The following is a 25,442-nucleotide window of genomic DNA, read 5'->3' on the forward strand; positions in this document are numbered from 1 at the left end:
CGTCCGGCCGCTGTCGAAGGCCGGCCGAGGCGCGCCAACGCACGGGCGCGCGCCAGAGGGCGCGCTAGCAGGTCCCAGTAGAGGCGCACCAACGCACGGGCGTGGCGCGCTGGCGGGTGGATTATGGGTTTCGAGTATCTAGCTTTGGCTATCGCGCATCGATCTCTCGCTCTGCCGCCAGCCAAAAATCTAGGTCGCGCCCCGTCATAGGCCGGCCGCCTTGCTCCCAGAGCTCGTAAGCGCGGTCACTGATCTGTCTATGCCGCAAGCGGTTAAATAGTCCCCTCCTAATTTCTTTCACAAGCTCCAATGGAGTTGCGGTGATCTCACCGCGGATGTAGCCAGCTGCCCGGCTAGGCAAGATCTGATCTGCTTTTGAAAGTTTTTCCATCGCAGTTGGGTCCGTCCAAACTATCCAGGAAATTATGCCTGTCGTCGTCCGATCATCGCAATAGATTTTGCGAGTTTTCCTACACCGGTTGGGGACCAACCTATCGGCTGGGGCCCCAACAGTTATAAGCCGCGGACGTGTCGTAGTTCCCAGAAGCATTCGCGCGCGATCGAATGGATGCGACGGACGTCCTCGTAGCCGAATGAAACTGGCTTGCGGAACAGCGATAGGTTCGGCAGGCGCGCATAGGCATGCTCCCATAGGTCCGCCTCATCGCGGTCGCCGTGCTCATCCTTGTTCGGTGCTGGATATCTGCCGGCCCACATCAGGTTCACGCGGGCGCGCACCAGCCGGCCGTAATCATCAGACGCGAGCTGCGGCAGCTTCGCACTGGCCCAGAGCTGAGGAACGTTGTGATTGGCGGGCACTCTGGTGATGTCCCCGAGATCCTCTCCGACCTCGAGACGTTGCGCGATCACCGCCTTGACGATCAGCTCTAGGGCGAGCGACGCCTCTCGCGCGAAGCCTTCGTACGTACCGGGCGTGGGCGTCTCGCTCAGCACGCGAGCACAGTACAGCGCGTTAGATGCGCGCGCCTCGAAATGAAGCGGAGCCCGGCGCCGGCTTTCATAGCTCACCGCGAGGGCTCCAGCGCGCGTCGCAATCCGGGATGCATCCAGTAATGTTCACCGAGCTTGGGAAGGTCGTCGTAATTGATCCGGTCCCAATGGATCTGATTGGCGTCAGCCTTCATGAACGAGATCCGCAGCATTTCCTGCGTCGATTCATTGCCGCGGATGTCGCGAAATGGTCCGCTCTCCCGGAAAACGATTGAATCGACTTGCGGGAATTTGGCGAATACCGCCGGGACCAACCGCGCGGTATTGATGTTGAAGCCGCTGACGGCAGTACCGGCCGTCAGAACGGAATCGACCGTGCGGTTGATCACCAGCACCCCCTTGTCGAGGGTCACCTGCAGCCTGCCGCTATCCACGAGAGCCGCCGCGAGTTGCTCAGGCGTGGTAGCCTTGTCGATCTTCTCGCGACGCTCACTGTCTCCAATGAACCCTGAGAGCGTGGCCACTCCGACCAAAGCCGCGAACAAGATCAAGAGCACCTTTTTCATTGCGATTCCCAACCCCGACTACTCGCGCCAGAGCTTAGATGCGCTCAAGCACTCGTGCAACTTGCACGGCGGACCAGGCGCCGTTGCCGCGGGCCGTGGGAATGCCCAGGCTATTGAGCCCATCTGCAATGGCCCGCAGGCTCGTTGCACCGGCCGCCTGAAGCTGGCGGATTGTCGGGCCGATATCTGCAGCCCTCGCTGCGGAGCGCGCATGCAGCGCCTTCCTGGAAGCTTCCTGCATCTTTCGGCCTGGTGTAACGCCGCGGTTGCCGCCGAGCTTCTTGCCGCGCTTCTTTGCGGCGGCCAGCGCGGCTTTCGTTCTGGCGGAGATCATGCCGGCCTCCAGCTCAGCCACTGCCACCATCTGCTGGAGGAGAAATCGGCCCGTGGCCCCCTCGATCGCCGGCAGATCAGCAAATCGGACGTCGACGCCTGCCTCGAGTAGGCGCGACAGGAAGGCGACCGATCGCGTCAGGCGATCGACCTTGGAGACCACCAAGGAGGCCCGGTGCAGCCGCGCCGCTGCCAGCGCCTGCTCGAGCGCGGGCCGATCGGACCGTTTGCCGGACTCGACCTCCGTGTGTTCGTCGATGATTTGCCAGTCGCCCCCGTTGAGATAGGCCTTCACGGCTTCGCGTTGCGCATCCAGGCCAAGGCCGCTCTTGCCTTGGCGGCCAGTTGAGACTCGATAGTAAGCGACGAACTTCCCGTTGTTTTGAGCCATGGTTCGCCTCGTTACAAACACGTCAACGCTCGTTGAGGTATTCGTAACAGCATCACCGCGGCAGTCAAGAAGCTTCTACGCGCGGTCTCAATGGCCGCGCGCCGGTTAAAACGGCGCGATTCGCGGGTGACGGCGGGGCGCTTAAAGATAGGCGTTCCGATCTAGGAACGGCACCGGCCCGGCGGACGTTTAGATGGAGAGCGCGGACTTCAACCGCGCCCAGCGCGCCGCCGCCTAAACCGCTTTGCCCCGAGCGGCAGCGGCGGCGCCTCACGGGGTCAAACCATGCGGCTTCATCTTCATCACATCGACTGGATCTCGGTCACCGCCGGCAGCCTGCTGGTGGTCGGCTTCGTGGCCGCCATTGCGGTCATGCTGGTCCGCTAGGAAAAAAATCCGGGGCGCGGATGTGTGTGCGGGCACGGGTTGTCGCCACTTATCCGAACATCCAGGCAATGAAGAGCGCGACAGTGTGCCAGACCGACCATGCGATTGAGGCAAACACCAAGGCGGCGACACCCGCCATCGCAGTGAACGCTAGGCGAAAAATTAGGTGGGAGAGTTCGTGACGCTCATCCGGCGCATCACTTTCATCCACTATCCTATTCATTTGGTTGCCCTGTGGTCGCGCCTGCGGTTGAGGTCGACCTTCATCCTGCAGTTACTATTCTGTCCGGTGTGTGCCGGGGCAAGTCCCTCAAAAGTGTGCCCGATGTAACTCTTCCGAGGTAGATTTGAAGGGGCGTCTGAACCGTCCGCTCCTTCCCCTAAACCGGGCGTGAGGGCCGCTGTACAAAGCAGTGGCCCTTTTATTCTTGTGCCGCGCAGCACGGCACTTGTGGCGGCTCCTATCGAGCGAGAAGGTCCTCTCCAGGTCCGAGCAGCTTCACATACGTGCCGCTTTCGTGTTTCGATAACCAGCCGCAATTGACGGCGTATTTGAGCCCGCGGCCGAACTCGCTGCCGCTGCCCTTCAGCTCGAAGTTGCTATGAACGGAAGACCGGCTCAGTCGGAGAGCGGGCTGAACGAAGAGGCCCCAGCTCGCGGGGGTGAGGGGAAGGAGCTGGGGCCGTTCAGTCGGGCTGCCCTTGGGGCGAAGGGCACCGGGAAAACTAAGCAAAGGGGCAATTGTTCCTCCGCTAAAATGGGTCGAAATAAGAAAACAAAGGTTAATGACAGAGCCCGCGGTGTTGGGAAAACTCGGCAGCAAGCAGCCGCATATAGTTGCCGCTTTCGGGCGGGTTCGGCAGGCTTCCCGTTTGACAAAAGTCATTGCCAACGAGCGAGCGGTGAGTAAAAAATCGCCTATCGAAACGGGGCCGACGAGTCGACAATGGCGGAATATCGCCTCTACCGGGTGGACAAAGAAGGCCATATCCTAGAAGCGGCCGTGATCGTCAGTTGCGAAGATGACGACGCGGCCATCGCCGAAGCCAGGCAGTATGTGGATGGCGTCGCGATTGAAGTCTGGGACCGCGATCGCCGTGTAGCCGTCTTGCCATCTACGGAATAAGGCCGCCTAAGTCGCAAGATGAATTAGGGCCGCCAGGCGCTTGGGACATATGGGACATCCACGGGACATGTCCCAGCTTGTCCCAATTGTCCCAGTAAGGACCCGGTGGTGACACGCGGAACGGCAGAGCCCGCCGCAGGCGCGGGCCGCGTAACGAGTCCGACTGCATGAGGTCGGACGGTACCGGCCGCGAATGCAGGTCTCACCATCCACGCCGCCCGCGGAGCGCGTCCATCAAACAGTCGGGCCTTCGAGAGACTGGCGTGCCCGCGCGGACGCTTGAGGCGCCGCGCTCATGGGCCTGCCGGCGTGCCAATGTCGGATGACACGGCTGTTGCTCATGACGCTGATGGCAACGATGCCGAACCGCGCCAGATCGATACCCGTGAGATCGATCGCGCTGGCGCGGATCATCGCGCACGGTAGCCGTGAGACAGGTGCATCGACGTTGCATCCCTCCATAGCACGATAGTGCGTCGACGGACTTGTCTCATTCGGAATCTCGCTAGCCTTGAGTTTCCGGTAATAGGTCGGGCGGCTCATGTTCAGCGCTAACCATGGCTCGGTACGGCTCTTGGACTGAGCCTCGTACTCCTCGCGGGACTTGGCGCCCTTCGCGCGCCTGTCCTTCTCAGCCCATTCGCGTTGCCGCTTACGGGTCTCCTCGGCACCATGGTCGTGGGCCGTGATTGTGGTGATGCCACGTCGCTCCACCTCATCGGCGGTGAGGCGGAGCGTCTTGCCCAGCTTTGCCGCGGAGATAGGAGGATGCTCCAGAGACTCCAGCGCCGACGCTATGAGGTCGTCGAGCTCTTCCACGGTGAGCCACGGAGCGTGCAGCCGCGCGTTGGCCCGCGCGGCGGCCACCCCGTTGGGGACTAACCTGATCATGTGGTTGACCAACTGCACGGCATAATCGCGACCGGCATCGTCATCGGGAAAACATCCCGCGCAGCGCTCCTCGAAGATGGCGGCGAGATCCTTGCGGCGTCGGATCCAGCGCCAATGCATGCGCGGCATCGGCTGACGCTCGCGATCCGGCCTCAGTAGGTAGTCTTTCATCGCTCCACCTCGGAAACTGAGGTGGAGCGCAGCTCGGCCCGCACGCGCTCGACCATGGCGCGCAGCTCGCTAATGGCCCAGCTGCAAATCTGGCCATCATCGAAACCCTCCCCACGACCTAAGAGAAGGTCCTCGACTAGCTCGCGCTGATGAACGGCGAGGTGGTAGCGGCGATGGAAGCACCACCACGCCATGCTGTTCCAGTCGTTGAGAGACGGCGCAGGCGGACCCCATGATCCACGCTGGCCTTGCTGTAGCGGCTGCTGCTGTGGCTGCAAGCCGCGCTCCGCGGCATCGGCGAGCTGGTGCAGATCCAGGCCGGCAGCGCACATGGCGCGCCTGAGCGCGCCCACCGCCGCGGTGATCTCGCCGGGCTGGTCGGAGCTCAGCGCGAGCCGTAACAGCTTGCCGAGCTTGCCGGCGTCGACCTTGGCGGTGGTCGCGCGCGAGCGGCGCGGTAGCTTCTGCGTTGTCATCGCAGCACTTCCGCATTTTGTGCGGCTGGTGCTTGCGCTACCTCTTGCGGGGTACGGCTCTTCGGATTATTTGGTTTGACGGTAGCTTCTGGCGAGGAGCTGTCGGCGACTACATTGGCGGCGGCGTCATTCTTGACGCCGCCGCCTTTCATTTGCGGTGACATAGTTTTTCCCGTTGTTCGGTGGTTTGGACGGCATCTTGCTGCTGGTCATCGGTGGTCTCCTTGGTTTGGTCGAGCGCTCTGCGAAAGCGCACACGGTATCTGGTGATTGATCAGTCAATTCGCGAATCCGAAAACAATTCGGGGCCGCTCCTCTACCTGAGACAATCCGCTTAAAAGCCTTTACGCTTCAACAAGGCCGTTACGCTGCTGAGACAACGTAAGACGTTGATTCAGGCTGTGATGTTCGTTATGCCGGGATCGCCAGCTGCCTGACCCAAGACATCTCCGGGAGCAAGCCGTCGCGCCGCGAGCGCGGTGACGCTCGACAAGTGCCGCGGTGCGCTGGGACATATCCCGGGTGTGCAATGAAGTGGTGCGTGGAATTCCTTCCTGCCTAGGTTGCAATCACGGGTGGCCGTGGTTAGCGTGGTGCATTGTCCTTCGCGTCTGCATTTCGAGAATTGCCCCATGGCCGATTTGCCCATGACCGCATCTTCCAGTACCGCCTCCTTGCCCGCGATCGTCGAGAAAAAGGCGGCTACGCTCGAAGAGCTGCATGAAAAGGACGTCCTGACACGCGAGCAGGAAAATCTCACTTGGGCTCACGACCAGAGGTCGGAGGACGACGAGAATCGCGACTGGAAGGGCATAGGTCTGTCAGGCGGCGGTATTCGCTCCGCGACCTTCAGCCTCGGCGCGTTGCAGGCGCTGGTTGCGCACCGGCTGCTTACCAAGATCGACTACATGTCCTCCGTGTCGGGCGGCGGCTATATCGGCTCGTCGTTGCAATGGTGGTGGAGCAAGGCCCGCTTGGATGAAGCCGCCGAGGCGCAGCTTGCGGGCAAATCGACTGCGCCGCCTGAAACCTACGGCGCCGACGCGGCCAGTTTTCCCTATGGTTGCAGTCACCTCTCCGATCCCAAAATCCAGGACAGCGAGATCCAGAAGCGCAACCTCGCGTTTCTCCGAAATCACGGCAACTATCTGACGCCCGGCGACGGGATAACCGCCTTGTCCGGCATCTATGTCGTCCTGAGGACGTTGCTGATCAGCCTGATCGTGTGGCTGCCGCTGCTGCTCGGACTGTTCCTGCTCATTCACGGCGCGAATGAACTGGCTTTGCTGGGAGCGCAAAAACTGCCCTCCTGGTTGTCCGAACCGGACCCTTCCTACCGTCAGTATTTCAGATGGACGTGTGACGACAAGATCATGTCGTGCAAGTTCGCGCTGCCGCCGCTTTATGCGACGGCGCTTGCACTCTACGTGTTTATCGTCGTCGGCTTCGTCCTGGCGTCGCTGGTCTTTGCTCTTCTTACCAGAGTTCCCAGCGAGACTCGTTCGACCAATCGGCCGAGCGTCAGGAGTGTCTTACTCGCTTTGTTCGGCCTCGTCATGATGTTCGGGCCGCCGGTGCTGTACCGGCATCTCATCAGCATCACGACAGCTCCTTTCGTCGTCCTGTCGGTGCTGATCGGCTTGTTCCTCGTGATCAGGTTCTGCTTCGATCAGTTCGCCAGGGTGCGTCGCATCAGCGGCAGCTACTGGTGGCGGCGGACGCTCGAGCAATGGTTTGGTTTCATGTTCAAGGTCGGCGTCGTCGTCCTGGTCATCGGCTCGCTGCCCGTGCTGCCGTACTGGGCCGTCCACAAGGCGGATGAAAGCGCAAAGCAGGCCTCAACGGCGGCCAAACCGTCTCAGGCGGCAACCTGTTCTGCGAATGCGGCAGACAGTTGCGCGCAGCCGGACGGGGCTTCCGGTGCGAAAGCGGCAAGCCTCGCCGCCGGCGCGGCCGGTGGACCCGCGGTCGCATTTGCTGCGCTATTCGCGATCCTCAGCGGCGCGGCCTCAGCGCTTTACGGATATTTCTCTGTTGCCAGGAAAGTTGATGAGGGCATAGCGGGCCGCGTCTTTCCGCCCCTTGGGGCGGGCATCTTTCTCTACGGCACGCTGACGGTCACCTACATGGGCGCAGTCTTCGTGTTCGACGTCCTGGGAAGCCGGGAGCCGATCGTCGAAATGTCCAAGGCTGCGATTGGTTACGGTGCGGTGCTTTCGCTGCCGATCGCACTTCTTCTCTGCTTTCTCGCCAACGTCAACCAGGTCGGACTGCATCGCTTCTACCGTGATCGGCTCATGGAAGCCTTCATGCCGTCACCGGTGGCTGTCGCCGAGGGCTGGTCCACCTATTCGCCCGTGGCCGATAGCCTCAATGTCTTCGATCTCCGGACTTCTTTTTCCAGGGCGACCCATACCGTGGGGCCGGTCCCCTATCCGATCATCAACACGTTCGGACGCATCGTCAGAGATAAGGACCCGAAGATCGTCAGCAGGGGCGGAGAGAATTTCATCATGTCTCCCTTCTACGTCGGCTCGCGCTCGACGGGCTGGGAAGACGCCGAATCCTATTCCAGGCGCTACGGTCCGCTCACGCTCGCGACGGCCATGGCTGCATCCGGCGCGGCGGTCAATTCGAACGCGGGCTATATCGGCACCGGCTTGACTCGCGATCGCCTCGTCTCCGCAGTGATGACCATCCTCAACATGCGGCTCGGCATCTGGGTCGGCAATCCCGGGCGCAAGGGCAAGCGGCGGCGCACGCCGCTTTACTGGAGCCCGACGCTGACGGCCGGCCTGTTCGGCTTCGGCCACGCGCGGACAAGCGCTTTCATCGAAATCTCGGACGGCGGAAACTTCGAGAATCTCGGGCTCTATGAACTGGTGCGGCGCAAGCTCGGCGTCATCATCCTGATCGACGGCGAAGCGGACGCGACCATCGCGCTGCCGGCGCTGGTATCGGCTGCGGTTCGCATCAAGGAGGACTTCAAGGCGACCTTGACGTTCCCCGCCGGCCTCGGCGTCGATCGTCTCGTGCCGGTCGACAAGGCCGTGGGCTACCCCGCCGGCGCGCATTTCGCGCAGGCGCCCTACGTCGTGGGACGCGTCGAGTACGAAGACGGATCGCCGCCGGGCATCGTCATCTATCTGAAGGCGACGTTGATCCGGGATCTCGATTTCACGACCTCGGGATACCGCGCCGGCAATCCGGATTTCCCACATCAGACCACGCTGGATCAATTCTTCGATCCGACGCAGTTCGAAGCCTATCGTGATCTCGGTTTCCGCAGCGCTGCGCTGATGATCAAAGAGCTGAAGCTCGCGGGAGCCAATGGCTTCCCGACTCAGGACAAGATCTGGTTGAACTACCTGAAGCTCAGCGCGGCAAAAGCAGCAGGTGCATCATCACGCTGATCGCGACGAGAGACGCCAGGCTGACTGCGATGGCACTACGCTTCTCAGGCGCTCTCGACACGAAGCCGGTCATCGTCGTCATCGAGGCGAGGCTGGCGAGCAGGAACGCCATGGCGAACTCGGCCCCGTCGCGGCCGATCCCGGCGGCCGCTTCGACCACGCTCCTCAGGGCTTCATAGACATGAAGCTCTTTGCCGAGGCAGAACGCGGCGAGCGTAAGCAGCCATGTCGTGAGGAGCCTTCGCGCAATGGAATCCTTGCCGGCGTCGGGAATGAGCCGGTCAGCGGCGAGGGACAGTCCATAGAGAAGCGCAGGCGGTATGACGCCGACGAGCAGGTACTCGACGTCGTCGATGTGGACCCGGCCGTGTGTGGTGATGGACTTGGCGAGGACAAAGGCGACGCAACCCGCGAGCAGCAAACCTATGTTGAGCATCGCGGAAACGGGTGACGGCAGGCCACGTGTGTCATGGCTTCCCTCGGAGCCGCGATGGCTCGCCGATGTCATTGCCAGTCCGTTTGCCATCGTCGCGATCCTCGGCCACACCGTACACCACGCCAGCAAGAATTCTAGGCAAGCATGGCTAACGACGAATTAACGCTTCAATTGGCGCGAAAGTTCGTCCGCGCGGATCAGTCGGGTGCCGCCCGGTGCTCCTTCCAAGTCATTGATACGAATGAAGAAGTTGGCGCCGGTGAGCTTTACCCTGACGGGGATGCAGGCCACATTCTGGGCATTGGTGCGGTATTTGATGATTTCGACGCGCTGATCGGCAAGCCCGACCGATCCGACCGCCGTGGCGCCCCTGGGATGCAGCCCGGCCATGATCTGGCTGTTGAAGCCGCCCCTCACGACGCTCGGGTCGAAGGAAAATTGGGATCTGTTGCTGCGCCAGTCCCAGCGCAGGGGTGCATCGAATGTGGTGTTGTCGGTCTCCTTGCATCGGTCACGCCGGCCGGCATAACCGGTGTGGAATTGGGTCAGGCGGTAACCGTCGTTGTTGTCGCTCGCGTCATAGCCGTAATCGTGATGCCAGTCATATTCGAGCGCCGAGACCGAGCCCTGGAATGACGGCAAGTCGCGCGGCCTTTGGCACCTTTCAAACTCCTCCTGCCTCAGGCGATTGAGGCTGATCCGCTTGCGGATGGGTTCGGGATCGATCGCGCCGCTCGCAATGGTCCGGCCAGTCTTGACGACGATCGCGCCCGATCTCGGCTCGTTCGAGAACAGTTCCCTTGTGACATAGATCAACCTGGCTTCGGATGTCGTCAACGCGAGACCGTCGGCCGGCACCGCCTTCCAAGCTCTGTCGGGACTCCAGTAAAACAATTCCTGCTCGGCGCTGGCGGTGAGCAGCCCGGCAACGGCATCGCAGGAATAGTCGTCGGCGCGGGACATGCCCGTCGAGGCAAGCCAGACCAGTGCAATCGAAAACAAGGGCAGCGACAGGATCTTCGAGATCTTCGTCATGGCGACAGGCACCTCATTTCAGGCCAGCGACTTGTTTAGACCGGTGATTTGTTGTGATGCCGATCCCGGCGAAATGCGGCACATGTCGTGCAAAAAAGAGCAATTGGCGAAAGAAAACAGGTGTCACTATGATTGCTCCACGCACGGAACGCAACCACCAGCGCGACGCCAGGGGGATCACGCGCCTTGGCCGGTCCGACCATGCCAGCTTCGTTGCGGCTGCCCTCGGAAAACGCGATTGAGCGATGTCATGGCGCGAGCTGTTTGCTTCGCCGGGGTACGCGCTGATATAGGCAATGAGCCACCGGCCCGACTGACGTCCACCAGTTGCGTGCCACGTTGTCGGAGATAACAATGCCTTTCGACTTGATCCTGCGCGGCGGCCGTGTGGTCGACCCGTCCCAGAAGCTCGATGCCGTGACGGACATCGCCTTTGCCGGCGGCAAGGTCGCCGCCGTCGGGACCGGGCTCAAGGCCGATCCGGGCACCGATGTGCGCGACGTCTCGCGTTACATCGTGACGCCGGGGCTGATCGATCTGCACACCCATGTCTATTGGGGCGGCACCTCGCTCGGCATCGACGCCGAGGAATTCTGCCGCCTCTCCGGCGTCACCACGGCGGTCGATACCGGCAGCGCCGGTCCCGGCAATTTCGCGGGCTTCCGCAAGCATGTGATCGAGCCGAGCCAGGTCCGCATCCTCGCCTATCTGCACGTCTCGCATGCCGGCATCTTCGGCTTCTCGCACCGGATCATGGTCGGCGAGAGCGAGGAGTTGCGGCTGATGAATCCGATCGAGGCGGCCAAGGTGGCCGATGCCAACCGCGACCTCATCGTCGGCATCAAGGTGCGCGTGGGGCTGCACTCCTCGGGAACGTCGGGGATCGTGCCGCTCGACATCGCGCTCGAGGTCGCGAACGAGGTCGGCATGCCGCTGATGGCGCATATCGACCATCCGCCGCCGAGCTACGAGGAGGTGCTGGGCCGCCTGCGTCCGGGCGACGTGCTGACCCATGCGTTCCGCCCCTTCCCCAATACGCCGGCGACCGCGCAGGGCACGGTGAAGAAGGCGGTGCTGGACGCGCGCGAGCGCGGCGTGCTGTTCGACATCGGCCACGGCAAGGGCTCGTTCGCCTTCAAGACCGCGCGCGCGATGCTCGCCAACGGCTTCTATCCCGACACCATCTCCTCCGACATCCATCAGCTCTGCATCGACGGCCCGGCCTTCGACCAGGTCACGACCATGTCGAAGTTCTTGTGCATGGGCATGGAGCTGTCGGACGTGATCGCGGCCTCGACGGTGAACGCGGCGATGGCGCTGCGGCGTCCCGAGCTCGGCAGCCTCAAGCCCGGCTGCGTCGGCGACGCCACGCTTGTTACGGTCAGGCAGGGCCAGTTCGACTATGAGGACGTCGTCGGCGAGCACCTGATCGGCGATCGCAAGATCGTCTCCGAAGGCGTCGTGATCGGTGGCCGCTGGTGGCATCCGAAATAGCCGGAATCTTCACCTCGCCCCGCTTGCGGGGAGAGGTCGGATCGCATCGCAAGATGCGATCCGGGTGAGGGGGACTCTCCACGAGTCTCGCTGTCACCGCGTTTGCGGAAGCAGCCCTCACCCCAACCCTCTCCCCGTAAGAACGGGGAGAGGGAGAACAGGCTACTCGTTCTTGTCCACATTCCAGAACATCGGCGTCGCCGGGCCGTCGATCACGCCGGTGAGCGATTTGCGCCAGGCGCTCGGCGCCTGGAACTGGCCGAGCGGGACGTAGATCACCTGGTCGTAGGCCTCCTTCTGCACCTCAAGCGCGATCTTCCTGCGCTCCTCGGGCGAGGTCGCGCGGGCAAAGGAATCGCGCAACTCCTCGAGCTTGGGGTCCTCGGACCAGCCGTACCAGCCACCACTCGTGCCCTTGCCGCCCATCGGCACGTTGACCAGCGGGTTCAAGGAGTCGGCGGCGCCCTGGTAGGTGAAGAACATGTTCCAGCCGCCTTCCTTCGGCGGCTTCTGGATTGCCCGGCGGGTGACCACGGTCTGCCAGTCCATCGCCTGCAGATCGACCTTGAAGCCGGCGTCGCGCAACAGCTGCGCGACCACGACCGGCTGCGCCTTCAGCAGGATCTGGTCGGTCGGCGCCAGGATCACCACGGGCGTGCCGTCATAGCCGGACTCGGCCAGGGCCTTCTTCGCCTGTGCCAGGCCATTGCCCTTGATCAGGGTCTCGCCACCCTCGTCGCTCGCGAGCGGCGTGTCGCAGATGAAGAACGCGCCGCACAGCTTGTAGTATTTGGGATTGCCGATTTGTGCGTCGAGCACGTCCTTCTGGTTGATCGCCAGCATCGCGGCGCGGCGGATCTTCACATTGTCGAATGGCGGATGCAGAAAATTCATCCGGCCGAACGACTGGAAGCCGAACTTGTTCAGGATGGATACGTTGATGTCCGGATTGGACTCGAGCGCGGGCAGCATGTCGAACGGCGGCGTCTCGACGAAATCGACATCGCCTGACTGCAGCGCGTTGAGCGCGGTCTGCGCGTCCGGCATCGTGATCCACTCGACCCGGTCGACCTTGGCCACCTTGCCGCCCGAGGTCCATTCGGCCGGCTCCTTGCGCGGCGCATAGTCGGTGTTCTTTTCGTAGACGGCCTTCACGCCGGGCTGGAATTCGGCCGCGACGAATCTGAACGGGCCGGAGCCGATCTGCTCGGGAATCTGCTTGGTGATCGGGGTCTCCGCAAGCCGCTTGGGCATCATGAAGGCGACAACGGCCGACGGCTTGGCGATCGTTTCCAGCACGAGGCCATAGGGCTCCTTCAGCTTGAAGACGATGGTCTTGGCATCTGATGCTTCGATGGCGGCCGTAAAATCCATCAGCTTGCGCGCCATGCCGTCGACGCTCGTACCCCAGCGCTTCAGCGAGGCGACGCAGTCTTCCGCCGTCACCGGTGCGCCATCATGCCACTTCAGGCCGTCGCGCAAGGTGAAGGTGTAGGTCAGCTTGTCCGCGGACACCGTCCAGTCGGCCATCTGCGGCTGCACCTTGAAGCTGGAATCGATGCCGAGCAGCGTATCGTAGACCATGTAGCCATGGTCGCGGGTGATGATGGCTGTCGTGAAGCCAGGGTCGGTGACGCGAAGGTCCGATTGCATCACCGCGCTCAGGGTCTTCTTTCCGGTCGCGGCAGATACAACCGACGTCCAGGCCAGAGGAAGTGTCGATGGCGCAACAGCCGCAAGCTGAAGCAGTTTCCGTCGCGAGACGTGAACCATTCGCTTCTCCTGACTTGACGCAAAACGAAACCAGATGGCGGTTGCCGAACATGGGCAGCGTATGGCGGGGAGCCACGCGTGACAAGCAGGGGTTGCTTCTACCGATCTGGATTCGTTAGCGGACAAGCAAGGGCTGTGCCGCCGAGGCCGGCGGTACGAGCAATCGCCAGAAGTCGTCTCGCTTCTGACGGACGCGCGTCAGTCGCGCCCCGCCTCCATGATCGCCTTGGCGAGGCGCGCCGGATCGGAGAAGCACAATTCGTGGCTTCCCGGCACCTGCACCAGACGGAACAGACCGAGCTTCTCCGAGAGCCGCGGATGCCAGGGATGGCTGTGCGGCATCGCGATGTCCTCGGTGCAGTTGATGTAGGACTTTGCCAGCGGCATCTCCGCCGGATTGGTCTTGAGCGCGATCTTGTCGGTGAAAGTCGCGAACGGATGCGGGTTGAGCACGTCATAGGCGCGCTGCGCGGTCTCGAGATCGGCATCGTTGATGAAGACTTCGCGCCAGATCGGGAAGGGCAACACCACAGAGCTGTCGCCTCGTTCGGCCGCGATGGCATCGAACAGCCTGATAAAGTGCGGCGGCACCATGTCGTTGAGGCATTCGCCGTTGTTCGGCACGAAGGCGTTCCAATAGACCAGGCGGCGGATGCGCTCGGGCGCGAGGTCGGCGACGCCGGTGATGATCATGCCGCCATATGAATGGCCGAGCAGGACGATGTCCTTCAGATTGTTTTCGGCGAGATAGTCGGCGATCGACTGGATCGCGTCCTTCAGCCCGGTCGTCTTGGCGTCGCCCGGACGGTTGCCCTTGATCGTCGGCGTGTAGACCTGGTGGCCATGGGCGCGGATCGGGGCCGCGACAGGCTCGAACTCGGCACCGGTGTGCCAGGCGCCGTGAACGAGAACGTAGGTCGACATGTTGTGGCTCCTCCGCAGGATGTGGTTAGATCGGTACGAATTGGGTCTTTTGCGGCGCTGGCGAGGCGCGGCGGACAATTCTTTGTTGTGCGAAGTGTGAACCGGCGGACCATTTTCCGCTTGTCTGACGCTGAACCGGATTGGTCTCGGAGCGAACTGATGGAGCAGCTCAATTCCGAAAGCCGGCCCCGGCATCTGGTCTGGGATACCGGCGGAACGCGGCCGGAGGAGCAGTTCTCCTACTATCGCGAGGCGATCTGCCGGGCCTTCATGAGCCTGACGCCGGAATCGGCGACGACCTCGCGCTTTCCGGCCAAGGTCGAGGCCATCAAGATCGGCACCGGCGCCATCAATCGCGTGGTCTTTCCCGAGCACACCGTGCATCGCTCGTGCGCCGATATCGCGGCATCGACCGAGAGCTGCTTCTATCTCAACTTCAAGCTCGCCGGGCGCTGCCGCATGCTCCAGGGCGACAGCGAGGTCAGCCTGTCGCGCGGCCAGGTCGGCATCGTCGACAGCGACCGCGAGGTGACGCTGCTGCACGATCGCGGTCCGACGCTGGAGGTCGCTTCGTTCTGGGTGCCATCGCGCGCCTTACGCGACCGGCTGCCGCCGTCGTTCGATTTCAGGGCCGAGCGCGTCTCCGACGATCCCCATGTCGGTCACCTCATCGTCGAGACCGCACGCTCCCTCAACGCCGGCGCATTGCGGATGGCGGAAGAGGACAGCATTCGGCTGTTCGACGTGCTGCTCGATCTCGTTGCGCTCAGCCTGTCGCGCCGCTCGCGGGCGCAGACGGCGGAAGCCGCAAGCTTTGCGGACGCGACCGTGCTGGCGCTGCGCCGCGCCATTCACGAGCGGCTGCGCGAGCCGGGACTGACGGTCGCGGCAGTCGCCGGCGCCGTCGGCATCAGCGAGCGCTATGTGCACAAGCTGTTCGAACGCTCCGGCACGACATTTTCGGACTATGTGATGGATCGCCGCCTCGTGGGCGCGGCGGCCGACCTGAAGGATCCGGCATCGGGCGGCCGCGCGATCGGCGCCATCGCCTTCGACTGGGGTTTCTCCGATCTCTCCCACTTCGCGCGGCGCTTCAAGCAGCGCTTCGGCTGCCGCCCACGCGATTGGCGTGCGCGATGAACGGAGCTACAGCGTCTTGATCTATAAAGATCTGGCGATCAGCAGCTTCATGATCTCGTTGGTGCCGCCATAGATCTTCTGGATGCGGGAATCGATGAAGATGCGCGAGATCGGATATTCCTGCATGTAACCGTAGCCGCCGAACAGCTGGAGGCATTCATCGGCGGTCTGGACCTGCTTGTCCGAGCACCAATATTTCGCCATCGACGCCGTGACGGTGTCGAGGTCCTTGGCGACGAGGCGCTCGATGCACCAGTCGACGAAGACGCGCGCGATCATCGCTTCGGTCTTGCGCTCGGCGAGCGTGAAGGCGGTGTTCTGGAAGTCCATCAGCGGCTTGCCGAACGCCTTCCGCTCCTTGGTGTACTCGGTGGTGAGTTTTACGGCTCGCTCCATCGAGGCGACGGCGCCGACCGCGAGCGCGAGGCGTTCCTGCGGCAATTGCTGCATCAGCTGCACAAAGCCCTGGCCTTCCTCCTTGCCGAGCAGGTTTTCCGGCGGCACCGTGACATTGTCGAAGAACAGTTCTGACGTGTCGGAGGCGTGCAGGCCGATCTTGTCGAGGTTGCGCCCGCGCTTGTAGCCCTCCGCGCCTGATGTCTCGACCACGATCAGCGAAATGCCCTTGGCACCCACATCGCCGGTGCGCGCGACCACGACGACGAGATCGGCAGCCTGGCCGTTGGTAATGAAAGTCTTCTGGCCGTTGATCACGTAGGAATTGCCCTGCTTTTTCGCGGTGGTCTTGACGGCCTGCAGGTCCGAGCCGGTGCCGGGCTCGGTCATGGCGATGGCACCGACCATCTCGCCGGAAGCCATCTTCGGCAGCCAGCGCTTCCTCTGCTCCTCCGAGCCGTAATTGAGGATGTAGTGCGCGACGATGGCGCTGTGCACGGAGACGCCGGTGGTGAGCTCCGGCACCGTGCTTTCGAGGTCGTCGAGCACGGCGGCGTCATAGGCGAAGGTGGCGCCCAGGCCGCCATATTCCTCCGGCACGCTCGCCAGCAGCGCGCCCATCTCGCCGAGCCCGCGCCAGGCGAAGCGGTCGACCATCTTCTGCTCGCGCCATTTCTCGGCATGCGGTGCCAGATCCTTGGCCAGATATTTCCGGAACTGGTCGCGGAAGATCTCGAGCTCTTCGGTCATCCAGGAGGAGCGGTAGGACATGGTCACCTCGGTCAATTCGGCTTTCCGACTTGGTAGGCTGGTCGGCGGCGGCAATTATTGTGTTTTCAGGCTGCGCCGGTGACGCTACCAAGGCGGCCGGAAACGCGTCTGTCAGGGTGGCTGATTGTGGCGACCAAAACTCAAGAGCTCAAGCTCGACATCGAGCGCATCGGCACGGTCTCGGCGATCCTGACGCAGCCGGCCAAGGCGCGCGCCTGCTACGTGCTCGCGCACGGCGCCGGCGCAGGGATGCGGCATGCATCGATGGACAAGATTGCGGACGGCCTCGCGGATCGTGGCATCGCGACGTTCCGCTTCAATTTTCCCTACATGGAAAACAAGCAGGGCCGTCCTGACCAGCCAGCGGTCGCCCACGCCACTATCCGCGCGGCAGTCGAGGACGCAAGCCGGCTCTGCCCCGGCTTGAAGCTCGTTGCCGGCGGAAAGTCGTTTGGCGGGCGCATGACCTCGCAGACGCAGTCCAAGGCGCCGCTGCCTCATGTCAAAGGGCTCGCCTTCCTCGGCTTTCCCCTGCACGCCGACAAAAAGCCGTCGACGGAGCGCGCCGAGCATCTGGCCCATGTCGAGATCCCGATGCTGTTCCTACAAGGCACGCGCGACGGGCTTGCCGATCTCGGCCTCCTCAAGCCCGTGATCGATGCACTCGGCCCGAAAGCGACGCTGCACGAGGTCGCCGGCGGCGATCACTCCTTCGCGGTGCTGAAGAAATCCGGCCGCACTAACGAAGAGGCGCTCACAGAGGTGCTCGATACGCTGACGGCGTGGATCGACGCGCTCACCTGAGGCTCAAGCATGATCCGGAAAAGTGCGCAGCGGTTTTCCGAGAAAGATCATGCTCCAAAAATAACGTGAAGCGCATCGCGCTTCACGCCGAATAAAGCCCCTTGTCGCGCGCCTTCTGGATCGCCAGCGCGGCGATCAGGTCGAGCGTCGGCGTCGACAGGCCGGCGGTGCGGGCGAAGGCGGCGGGCGCCTTCACCAGCACGTCGATCTCCATGGCGCGGCCGAGCTCGTAATCCTGGAGCAGCGACGGCTTGTGGTTGGGGGCGGGGCCGCTGCGCGTCACGCGCTTGACCTCGGGGATGAAGTGCTGCGCGATGTCGTTGGCCTCGTTCAGCATGCGCGGAATGACCTCGGCAAAGGCCGGGTCGTCACGCACGCCGCGCGCGGTCTGGCCGGTGAGCAGGCACAGCACCGACAGTGACATGTTGGTCAGGAGCTTTGACCAGATCGCCTCGCGGATCTCCGCCACCGGCGGCGATTCCAGCCGTGCATCGTTGAGAACGCCGCGAAGCCTGGTGATGCGCTCGCAATTGCGGTCGTCGCATTCGCCGATCAGCAGGCGGTTACGGTCCGGCGTCAGGTTCTGCACCACGCCGGGCGCGGTCACCTCGTTGGAGGAGAAGACGACGCCGCCGACGATCCGCTCTTTCGGGATGCATGCGCGCAAGCGACCGCCGGGGTCGAGGAAGGAAATGTCGGGCGGCGTCGGATGCCGTGGCGGCAGGCCGATGCCGTACCACCAGGGAATACCGTTCTGCGCAAAGACGATCGCGGTGTCGTCCTGGAGCAGCGGTTTGATGCTGGCGACCAGCCCCGTCAGCGCGGTCGCCTTGAGCGTGCTGATCACGACGTCCTGCGGGCCGAGCTGGGCCGCATCGCCGGAGGCGTTCACCTTGGCGGTGACCTCGGAATCGCCGACGCGCAGCTTCAGGCCATTGGCGCGGACCGCCTCCAGATGGGCGCCGCGCATCACGCACGAGACCTCATGGCCGGCGCGGGCCAGCCTGACCGCGATATGGCTGCCGACGGCGCCCGCGCCGAAAATGCAGATGCGCATGGTGTGATGTCCCGTCCCTGATCCCTTGATGACGCCCGGCAGCAGCATGACACAAGCCGCCATGCGATGGACGCGGCCGCCCTACGCCGGAAAGATATGGATCGGGATGAGTTGCCTCAGCCATAGTGGGCGGCAAACAAGATGACCGGAGGATCGCCGATGACTGCCAACCCCGTCCTGTGGACCCTCGATGAGCGTGGGGTTGCGACCGTCACGTTGAACCGGCCCGAAGTGAACAATGCCTATGACGGCGCATTGATCGCAGGCGTGCTCGCGGCCATGGACGATCTCGGCAGGAAGCCCAACCTTCGCGTCGTCGTGCTCCGGGGCAATGGCAAGCATTTCCAGGCCGGCGCGGACCTCAAATGGATCAACGGCGTGCGGCCGCAATCGACCGAGGCCAACGAGGCGGCGTCGCGTGCGACCTTCGAAGCCGTGCAGCGGCTTAATACCTTGCCGATCCCGACCGTCGCGCTGGTGCAGGGCGGCTGTTTTGGCGGCGGCACCGGCGTGATTGCCGCCTGCGACGTCGTGATCGCGGCGGACAATGCGCTGTTCTCGATCACGGAGGTGCGCTGGGGCCTGACCGCCGCGATCATCATCCCGCAGCTTTGCGATGCCATTAGTGTACGGCAAGTCCGCCGCTACGCGCTGACGGGCGAACGTTTCGGCGCCGAAGATGCCCGCCGCATCGGCCTCGTCCACGAGGTCGTCCCGCTCGCCGACCTCGAAGCCGCCGGCGCCAAAGTGGTCGAGCAGCTCCTTGCCAACGGACCGGAGGCGATGGCCGAGACCAAGCGGCTCGCGCTGGAGAGCTCGTTTGGCGGGATGGCGGTGGACGATGCCGCCTACAAGCGGCTCGTGCACCTGCATTCGCTCAAGCGCCAGAGCGCGGAGGCGGTGGAAGGACTGGCGTCGTTCGCCGAGAAGCGCGCGGCGAGTTGGGGTGGCGGTAAAGGCTGAGCCTCTATCGTTCAGCAGCCGCGGCAGATGTTGTTGATGCTGCGATAGACGGCATCGTCGTCCTGCCGCATCTGGCGCATCGATTCGAGCGTCTTGCTTTCCGCGCTGGGCTCCGGCTTGCGCTTGGCGGCCAGCGCGGCTTCCTGACGTTGGTAGCACGCTTCGCGCTCCGGCTTGGCCTGGATGAACCGGCATTGCGCGACCTCGGCGCGGGCCGGGACCGTGCCGCCCATGATGCCGATCGCGATGGCGGCTGCCATTTGTATTCTTGATCCCATCGTCATTCTCTCGAACCACTCATTATCCCACAGCAATCCGATACCATCTGCATCGGACCTCTGTCCCGAATCTCGTCGGCGGCGGATCGAGGCTAATCTCCGTAATACCGCGGGGCCTTCCTTAAGGGTTCAATCATTCCCGGGCATTAGGGTTACGACAATTGTCACGCCACGGTGTCGAATGCACAGACAAGTTTTGGGACTTTGGAAAGCCGGATCGATCGTCGCCGCGGCGGCAGGGCTGCTGGTTCTGCAACCGGCTGCCGCTTCACCGCGATTGATCTCTCTGGCGTTCAATTCCCAGCTGGGGAGCCCGCAGCAGCTCGGGGCCGATGAGTTTCGCCAGAAGCTGGTGGCATCGGCCGGCAAGCGCATCGTGATCGACCAGCGCGCCACCAACGCGCTCGGCAGCGAGAACGCCATCCTGGCGGCGACCCGGGCCGGCTCGGTCGATATGGCGGTGCTGTCGGGGTCTGTGGTCAGTTCGGTCGTCCCCGAACTTGGCGTGTTCGACATTCCCTTCCTGTTCCGCGACACAGCCCACGCGAAGGCCGTGGCGCAAGGTCCGGCCGGCGCGGCAATCGCCACTAAATTCGCCGACAAGGGGCTGACGCTGCTGGCGATCGGCCGACAGGGATTTCGCAACGTCACCAATTCCAAACGGCCGGTTCGCACGCCCGAGGATATCAAAGGTCTCAAGATTCGCGTCATTCCGAACGAGATCTACCAGATGACATTCAAGGCGCTCGGCGCCGAAGTGGTCCCGATGGAATTTCCGCTGGTCTATACCGCGCTGAAGGACGGCCGGCTCGATGGGCAGGAAAATCCGGTGCCGACCATCGCCGGCTCCCGGCTTTACGAAGTCCAGAAATACCTCACGCTGACCGGTCACTTCTTCGCGCCGATCGCGTTCGTCGCCAACCGTGCCATGTTCGAACAGCTTCCGCCGGCCGACCAGGCCATGCTGATCGCGCTGGCGAAGGAGGGTGCGGAGGTGACCTGGCAGGCCAAGCTCGATGCCGCATCGCTCGAGCAGGTGCGTAGCGGCGGCATGGACGTGATCGAGACATTCGACCGCCAGCCCTTCGTCGACGCGGTCAAGCCGCTCGATCAGGAATTCGAGAAGCGGTTTGGCAAGGATCTGCTCGCCGCCATCCGGTCCACGCGTTGAAGAATTTCGGATTTGCCATGAAATTATCGCACATGATGTCCCGGGTCGGCGTTCGTCCGCGCGTGTTTGGCGGCTTCGCGCTGGTTCTCAGCTTTCTGGTCCTGCTCGCGGGCTTCGCCATGGTCCAGGTCGAGCGGATCGGCGGAACGGTCAATGAGCTCGTGACCAGCGCTGCCGGCGACGCCGGCATGTCACAGGCGCGGGCCGCGCTTCTGGAGGCGAACTCGGCGGTCGAGAAATTCATCCGAACCTGGAACGTCGGCGACAAGGATGCCGCGGCCAAGGCGATCGACGGCGTCGGCAAACTGGCCGATCAGGTCGACCGGCAGTTCGGCAAGCTGCAAGCGATCTCAGAAGGCATCGGCCCGGTCAAGACCGCGCTGGAAACCTATCGTTCGTCGTTCACCGCGGCAGCGGAGGCGGCGGATCGGCTGCGCGCCGCGACCACGAAAACCGACGCCCATGGTGCAGCCGCCGGCCTTAATGTCAGCGGCATCCAGGTTGCGCTCGCCAACCGGTCCGAGGACGCGGAACGGCTGGTCAACCCGATGCGCCTGGCCGGCGTCGTTGACGCACTGCGGATCACCGTGATGCGCTATGGCTCCACTTTGTCGACGGGCGATGCCGACGACGCCAAGCAGGCGTTGTCCTACGCCCAGCTGGCGATCGCGGACACCGAGGCTGAGCTGGCGGGGGCGAACGACGCCAAACTGAAGGCGCTGGTCGCAGCGCTCAAGACTGCGATCACGGCCGACGCGGCCGCGCTGGACGAGGTCATCAAGGTGGCCGCCGATCTGCGCGCCAGGCAGGCCGAATTGAAGAAGGCCAGTGCGGCAATCGACGACCACGTCAACAAGATCAACGCGAAGCTCGGCACCGTGCGCGCCGAGCAGGGCGACAAGACCGCGGCAGCGGTCGATCAGACCAAGCAGACCGTCATCGCGACCGCGGCCGGCGCGCTGCTGCTGGGAGCGGTGTTGGCGTGGCTGATCGGCGCCAGCGTGTCGGGTCCGATTCGCGGCATGACCGACCGGATGCAATCGCTGGCGGCGGGCGAGCTCGATGAGCCGATTCCGGGCGGTGACTCGCGCGACGAAATCGGCCGCATGGCACGCGCCGTCGAGGTGTTCCGCGAAAACGCGCTGGCGGTTCGCCGCATGGAAGGTGAGGCGACGGCACAGCGCGAAGCCAGCGAGGCCGACCGCGCCCGCATGATGTCGGATCTTGCCGGCCGCTTCGAGCAGGGCATGCAGGGGGTCATTTCCGGTGTCGGCGGTCGTGCCGACGACATGGGGCGCAGCGCCGAGGAGTTGGCGAAGGTCGCCGAACGCGGACGCGGGCTCGCCGAAGCTGTCGCCACCCGCGCCGAGCAGGCATCGATGAATGTGCAGACCGTCGCCTCCGCCACCCAGCAGCTCGCGGCCTCGATCCGTGAAATCTCGAGCCAGGTCCACCGCTCCGTCGCGGTCTCGAGCCGGGCGACCGACGAGACCAACCGTACCTCCGAATTGATGCATGGGCTGTCGGATGCGGCTGAGAAGATCGGCACCATCATTCAGCTGATCCAGGCGATCGCCAGCCAGACCAATTTGCTGGCGCTGAACGCGACCATCGAAGCGGCGCGCGCCGGCGACGCCGGCCGGGGCTTCGCGATCGTCGCCAGCGAGGTCAAGAGTCTCGCCACCCAGACGGCGCAGGCGACCGAGCAGATCGCCAGCCAGATCGCGACGATCCAGAGTGCGACCGGCCAATCGGTTCAGGCGATCAAGCAATTCGGCTCCACCGTCAAGGAAATGGCCGACATCGCCACGGCGATTGCCGCGGCCGTCGAAGAGCAGGGCGCGGCCACGGGCGAAATCGCGCGCAATGTCGAAGAGGCGGCCAACGGCACCACGGCGGTGACGCAGGAAATCGGGCAGGTGCGCGCCGTGGCGGGCGAGACCGACGCCGGCGCCGAAGCCGCCCTTACGGTCGCAGCCGCCCTGAAGCAGCAGGCGGATTCGATGAGGTCGAACGTCGACGATTTCCTCCACACCATCCGCTCGGCGGCCTGAACCCGGAGAAGCCGGCGACGCCACGGGGGGCGAACGAGGCGGCCTTACAGCACCGGTAGCAGCGCGCTCTTCAATTCGCGCAAGAGAGCCTGCACCGCGGCGGCGTTGCGCCGCCGCTCGGGGATCGCAGCCTTGACCCACAGCTCGGGGATTGGAAAGTCGCGCAGCACCGGCTTGAGCGTACCGTCGCGCAGGGCATCCGCCACGAGATAATGGGAGATCAGCGCGATGCCGTTGCCGGCGATCGCGCTACGCGCCAGCACATGGCCCTCGTTGGAGGAGAGCAGCGGGCTGACCTGGATGCTGATGCGCCCGCGCGGGCCGTCGAAGATCCACTCAGGTCCCGTCGGCAGAAAGCTGAGACAGCGATGGTCGACCAGGTCGCGCGGGTGCTTTGGCGCGCCGTGCTTCTTCAAATAGGCCGGTGAGGCGCACAGCAGCCGCTTCAGCGGACACAGCGGCTCGTCGACCACGCCGCCGAAGGAATGAGGGAAGGCGCCGATGGCGATGTCAAAGCCTTCGGTGACGGGATCGACCGGGCGATCGATCAGCACGATCTCGAGTTTCAATCGCGGGTTCTGCGTCTGGAAGGCACTGAAGGCGTCGGCAAGGCGCGCCACGGTGAGCGAGGTCGGCGCCTTGATGCGGAGGTGATCGACGAGATCGTGTCCCTTCTCGCCCATGCGGGAGAGCAGGTCGGTGGCATCGGTGACGACGCCGCGCGCGCGATGGACGTAGCGCTGGCCGGCGTCGGTCAGACGCAATTGCCGGGTCGAGCGGTGAAACAGCGGCGTATCGATCCGCGCCTCCAGTTGTGTGACGCGCTTGGCCACGACCGAGGTCGAGACATTGAGCTTTCGCGCAGCGGCGGAGAAACCGGCTGCGTCGGCGGTGGCGAGGAACGCCTGAAGGTTTACCAGGATGTCCATGTCGACCTTTCTCGATTCGAGAAAGCTGATCGCGTATTTTGGTGGATTGTAGCTCGCCTAGCGTTAATTCATAGTCGGCTTCAAGCAAGAGATTTTGGGAGCGGACGCGCATGCGGGCCATGATGATCGAAGAACCGGCACGCCAGGTGCCGCTCTACGGCGAATATGAAGTCGTCGTTCTCGGCGGCGGGCCGGCCGGCATCGTGGCGGCGGCGTCAGCGGCGCGCGCGGGACGAAAGACGCTGCTGATCGAGCGCTACGGCTTCCTCGGCGGCATGGGCACGGCTGCCGGCGTCACCAATTTCTGCGGCCTGCATGGCAATGTCTACGGCCAGGCCCACCGGCTGGTGCAGGGCATGGCGTCCGATCTGCTGGCGCGGATTGATCATTTGAACGGCCTCAACGCGCCGCATTTGATCCTCGGCAAGGTCTTCGCCCAGGCCTATGACACCGCGGCCTACAAGATCGCGGCCGACGAGCTGCTCGCCAGCCACAAGGTGCACATCCTCTTCCATGCGCTCGGTGCCGGTGTCGTGATGGGCGATAACAGCCGCATCGATGCGCTGATGGTCGAAACCAAGGCCGGACGGCAGGCGGTCCGCGCCGAGATCTTCATCGATTGCTCCGGCGACGGCGACCTCGCGGTCTGGGCCGGGGCGCCGTTCGAGGTCGGCGATGAGCACGGCCATCCGATGTACCCCTCGATGATGCTTCGTCTCAACGGCATCGATCCCGAGAAGGCGGGCGATGCCTGGCGAACCATCCCGCAATTGATGGAGAAGGCGATCGCCGCCGGCACCCACACATTCCCGCGCAAGAGCGCGATCGTGCGGCCGCAGAAATCAGGCATCGAATGGCGGGTGAATTTCACGCAAGTGGCGCGCGAGGACGGCCATGCCATCAACGGCATCGAGCCCGACGACCTCACCCGCGGCGAGATCGAGGGCCGCAAGCAGGCGCTGGCCGCATTCGAGTTCCTGCGCAGCAGCGTGCCGGGTTTTGAAAAATCCTACATCGTCGATTTGCCGCCGCAGCTCGGCATCCGCGAGACCCGTCGCATCAAGGGCGGCTACCAGCTCAGCGGCGAGGATGTGCTCGGCTGCGCCTCGTTCGCGGATTCGATCGGCGTCAATGGCTGGCCGATCGAGGCCCATGTTCCCGGCGATGTCGTCTTCACGTTCCCGCCAATCCCGGAATCGCGCGGCTATAACGAGCTGCCTTACCGGATGCTGGTGCCCGAGGGCGTCGACAATCTCCTCGTCGCCGGCCGCTGCGCCTCGATGACCCATGAGGGCCAGTCGGCGGCGCGGGTTTCCGGTGCCTGTTTCGTGATGGGCGAGGCCGCCGGTTCCGCCGCCGCGCTCGCGCTCTCAGGAAACCGCATCCCGCGCGACATCCCCATTGAAAAATTGCAGGAAACGTTGAAACAACAGGGCGCCTTCATCGGGCGGGACCAGCCCGTGCCCGAAGGATTGTGACGGTTGTAACATTACGACCGAGAGAACGACGAC

Annotated in this window: 23 protein-coding genes; 9 read left to right on the forward strand and 14 right to left on the reverse strand. The window is 63.7% G+C overall.

Features of this window, described 5'->3' with window-relative positions; all coding sequences use genetic code 11:
- Positions 1-148 precede the first annotated feature (148 nt).
- Genes OWC48_RS46890 through OWC48_RS12795 form a run of 4 tightly spaced genes read right to left on the reverse strand, consistent with a single transcriptional unit; the run spans position 149 to position 2,241 of the window.
- A complete protein-coding gene (locus tag OWC48_RS46890) occupies positions 149-550 on the reverse strand; it encodes a DUF2934 domain-containing protein (protein ID WP_308776727.1) in 402 nt (133 codons plus the stop codon).
- Positions 514-1,029: a hypothetical protein gene (locus OWC48_RS47045; RefSeq protein WP_282520305.1), complete on the reverse strand. Its 516-nt coding sequence runs from the start codon at positions 1,027-1,029 to the stop codon at positions 514-516. The genes OWC48_RS46890 and OWC48_RS47045 overlap by 37 nt, the downstream gene beginning before the upstream one ends.
- Positions 1,026-1,517, reverse strand: coding sequence for a hypothetical protein (locus tag OWC48_RS12790; protein WP_282520306.1), 492 nt, complete (start codon positions 1,515-1,517; stop codon positions 1,026-1,028). The genes OWC48_RS47045 and OWC48_RS12790 overlap by 4 nt, the downstream gene beginning before the upstream one ends.
- 34 nt (positions 1,518-1,551) lie before the next feature.
- Complete coding sequence (locus OWC48_RS12795; protein ID WP_282520307.1) at positions 1,552-2,241, reverse strand: recombinase family protein; 690 nt, start codon at positions 2,239-2,241, stop codon at positions 1,552-1,554.
- A gap of 1,334 nt (positions 2,242-3,575) precedes the next feature.
- Between OWC48_RS12795 and OWC48_RS12800 the strand changes: the two genes are divergently transcribed.
- Complete coding sequence (locus OWC48_RS12800) at positions 3,576-3,755, forward strand: hypothetical protein (RefSeq protein ID WP_282520308.1); 180 nt, start codon at positions 3,576-3,578, stop codon at positions 3,753-3,755.
- A gap of 234 nt (positions 3,756-3,989) precedes the next feature.
- Here OWC48_RS12800 and OWC48_RS12805 read toward each other — a convergent pair whose 3' ends face one another.
- The gene (locus OWC48_RS12805) at positions 3,990-4,817 is read right to left on the reverse strand and encodes a hypothetical protein (RefSeq protein WP_282520309.1); all 828 of its coding nucleotides are present in this window, start codon (positions 4,815-4,817) and stop codon (positions 3,990-3,992) included.
- Complete coding sequence (locus OWC48_RS12810; RefSeq protein WP_282520310.1) at positions 4,814-5,293, reverse strand: hypothetical protein; 480 nt, start codon at positions 5,291-5,293, stop codon at positions 4,814-4,816. The genes OWC48_RS12805 and OWC48_RS12810 overlap by 4 nt, the downstream gene beginning before the upstream one ends.
- A 632-nt stretch (positions 5,294-5,925) precedes the next feature.
- Between OWC48_RS12810 and OWC48_RS12815 the strand changes: the two genes are divergently transcribed.
- Positions 5,926-8,706 (forward strand): patatin-like phospholipase family protein, encoded by a 2,781-nt coding sequence (locus OWC48_RS12815; RefSeq protein WP_282520311.1) that lies wholly within the window; start codon positions 5,926-5,928, stop codon positions 8,704-8,706.
- On the opposite strand, the gene OWC48_RS12820 is transcribed toward OWC48_RS12815, so the two are convergent.
- The gene (locus OWC48_RS12820) at positions 8,669-9,232 is read right to left on the reverse strand and encodes a hypothetical protein (protein ID WP_282520312.1); all 564 of its coding nucleotides are present in this window, start codon (positions 9,230-9,232) and stop codon (positions 8,669-8,671) included. The two genes, OWC48_RS12815 and OWC48_RS12820, sit on opposite strands and share 38 nt — an antisense overlap.
- Before the next feature lie 69 nt (positions 9,233-9,301).
- Complete coding sequence (locus OWC48_RS12825) at positions 9,302-10,177, reverse strand: hypothetical protein (protein WP_282520313.1); 876 nt, start codon at positions 10,175-10,177, stop codon at positions 9,302-9,304.
- A 354-nt stretch (positions 10,178-10,531) separates the two neighbouring features.
- Between OWC48_RS12825 and OWC48_RS12830 the strand changes: the two genes are divergently transcribed.
- Positions 10,532-11,671: an amidohydrolase/deacetylase family metallohydrolase gene (locus OWC48_RS12830; RefSeq protein WP_282520314.1), complete on the forward strand. Its 1,140-nt coding sequence runs from the start codon at positions 10,532-10,534 to the stop codon at positions 11,669-11,671.
- Positions 11,672-11,833: 162 nt separating this feature from the next.
- On the opposite strand, the gene OWC48_RS12835 is transcribed toward OWC48_RS12830, so the two are convergent.
- The gene (locus OWC48_RS12835; RefSeq protein ID WP_282520315.1) at positions 11,834-13,444 is read right to left on the reverse strand and encodes an ABC transporter substrate-binding protein; all 1,611 of its coding nucleotides are present in this window, start codon (positions 13,442-13,444) and stop codon (positions 11,834-11,836) included.
- 198 nt (positions 13,445-13,642) lie between these two features.
- Entirely contained in the window at positions 13,643-14,368 is a 726-nt protein-coding gene (locus tag OWC48_RS12840) for an alpha/beta fold hydrolase (RefSeq protein ID WP_282520316.1), read from the reverse strand.
- Between the two features lie 159 nt (positions 14,369-14,527).
- Between OWC48_RS12840 and OWC48_RS12845 the strand changes: the two genes are divergently transcribed.
- Positions 14,528-15,508, forward strand: a complete 981-nt coding sequence (locus OWC48_RS12845; protein WP_282520317.1) for a helix-turn-helix domain-containing protein — start codon at positions 14,528-14,530, stop codon at positions 15,506-15,508.
- A 21-nt stretch (positions 15,509-15,529) separates the two neighbouring features.
- Here the strand turns inward: OWC48_RS12845 and OWC48_RS12850 are convergent, their stop codons facing one another.
- The gene (locus OWC48_RS12850; RefSeq protein WP_282520520.1) at positions 15,530-16,675 is read right to left on the reverse strand and encodes an acyl-CoA dehydrogenase family protein; all 1,146 of its coding nucleotides are present in this window, start codon (positions 16,673-16,675) and stop codon (positions 15,530-15,532) included.
- Positions 16,676-16,801: 126 nt separating this feature from the next.
- On the opposite strand from OWC48_RS12850, the gene OWC48_RS12855 reads away from it, so the two are divergent.
- The gene (locus OWC48_RS12855) at positions 16,802-17,479 is read left to right on the forward strand and encodes an alpha/beta family hydrolase (RefSeq protein WP_282520318.1); all 678 of its coding nucleotides are present in this window, start codon (positions 16,802-16,804) and stop codon (positions 17,477-17,479) included.
- Positions 17,480-17,561: 82 nt separating this feature from the next.
- Here the strand turns inward: OWC48_RS12855 and OWC48_RS12860 are convergent, their stop codons facing one another.
- The gene (locus OWC48_RS12860) at positions 17,562-18,536 is read right to left on the reverse strand and encodes a ketopantoate reductase family protein (RefSeq protein ID WP_166353464.1); all 975 of its coding nucleotides are present in this window, start codon (positions 18,534-18,536) and stop codon (positions 17,562-17,564) included.
- A gap of 159 nt (positions 18,537-18,695) precedes the next feature.
- Between OWC48_RS12860 and OWC48_RS12865 the strand changes: the two genes are divergently transcribed.
- Complete coding sequence (locus tag OWC48_RS12865; RefSeq protein ID WP_282520320.1) at positions 18,696-19,499, forward strand: enoyl-CoA hydratase-related protein; 804 nt, start codon at positions 18,696-18,698, stop codon at positions 19,497-19,499.
- Between the two features lie 11 nt (positions 19,500-19,510).
- Here OWC48_RS12865 and OWC48_RS12870 read toward each other — a convergent pair whose 3' ends face one another.
- On the reverse strand, positions 19,511-19,759 hold the full coding sequence (locus OWC48_RS12870; RefSeq protein ID WP_282520321.1) for a hypothetical protein: 249 nt from the start codon (positions 19,757-19,759) through the stop codon (positions 19,511-19,513).
- A gap of 199 nt (positions 19,760-19,958) precedes the next feature.
- Here OWC48_RS12870 and OWC48_RS12875 point away from each other — a divergent pair, with 199 nt between their 5' ends.
- Positions 19,959-20,948 (forward strand): TRAP transporter substrate-binding protein, encoded by a 990-nt coding sequence (locus tag OWC48_RS12875; protein ID WP_282520322.1) that lies wholly within the window; start codon positions 19,959-19,961, stop codon positions 20,946-20,948.
- Positions 20,949-20,965: 17 nt separating this feature from the next.
- Positions 20,966-23,002, forward strand: coding sequence for a methyl-accepting chemotaxis protein (locus OWC48_RS12880; RefSeq protein ID WP_282520323.1), 2,037 nt, complete (start codon positions 20,966-20,968; stop codon positions 23,000-23,002).
- Positions 23,003-23,046: 44 nt separating this feature from the next.
- Here the strand turns inward: OWC48_RS12880 and OWC48_RS12885 are convergent, their stop codons facing one another.
- Complete coding sequence (locus tag OWC48_RS12885) at positions 23,047-23,931, reverse strand: LysR family transcriptional regulator (protein WP_282520324.1); 885 nt, start codon at positions 23,929-23,931, stop codon at positions 23,047-23,049.
- A gap of 110 nt (positions 23,932-24,041) precedes the next feature.
- On the opposite strand from OWC48_RS12885, the gene OWC48_RS12890 reads away from it, so the two are divergent.
- Positions 24,042-25,409, forward strand: a complete 1,368-nt coding sequence (locus tag OWC48_RS12890; protein ID WP_282520325.1) for an FAD-dependent oxidoreductase — start codon at positions 24,042-24,044, stop codon at positions 25,407-25,409.
- Positions 25,410-25,442: the final 33 nt, after the last annotated feature.

The organism is Bradyrhizobium sp. Arg816, assembly GCF_029989365.1.
Lineage (GTDB): Bacteria > Pseudomonadota > Alphaproteobacteria > Rhizobiales > Xanthobacteraceae > Bradyrhizobium.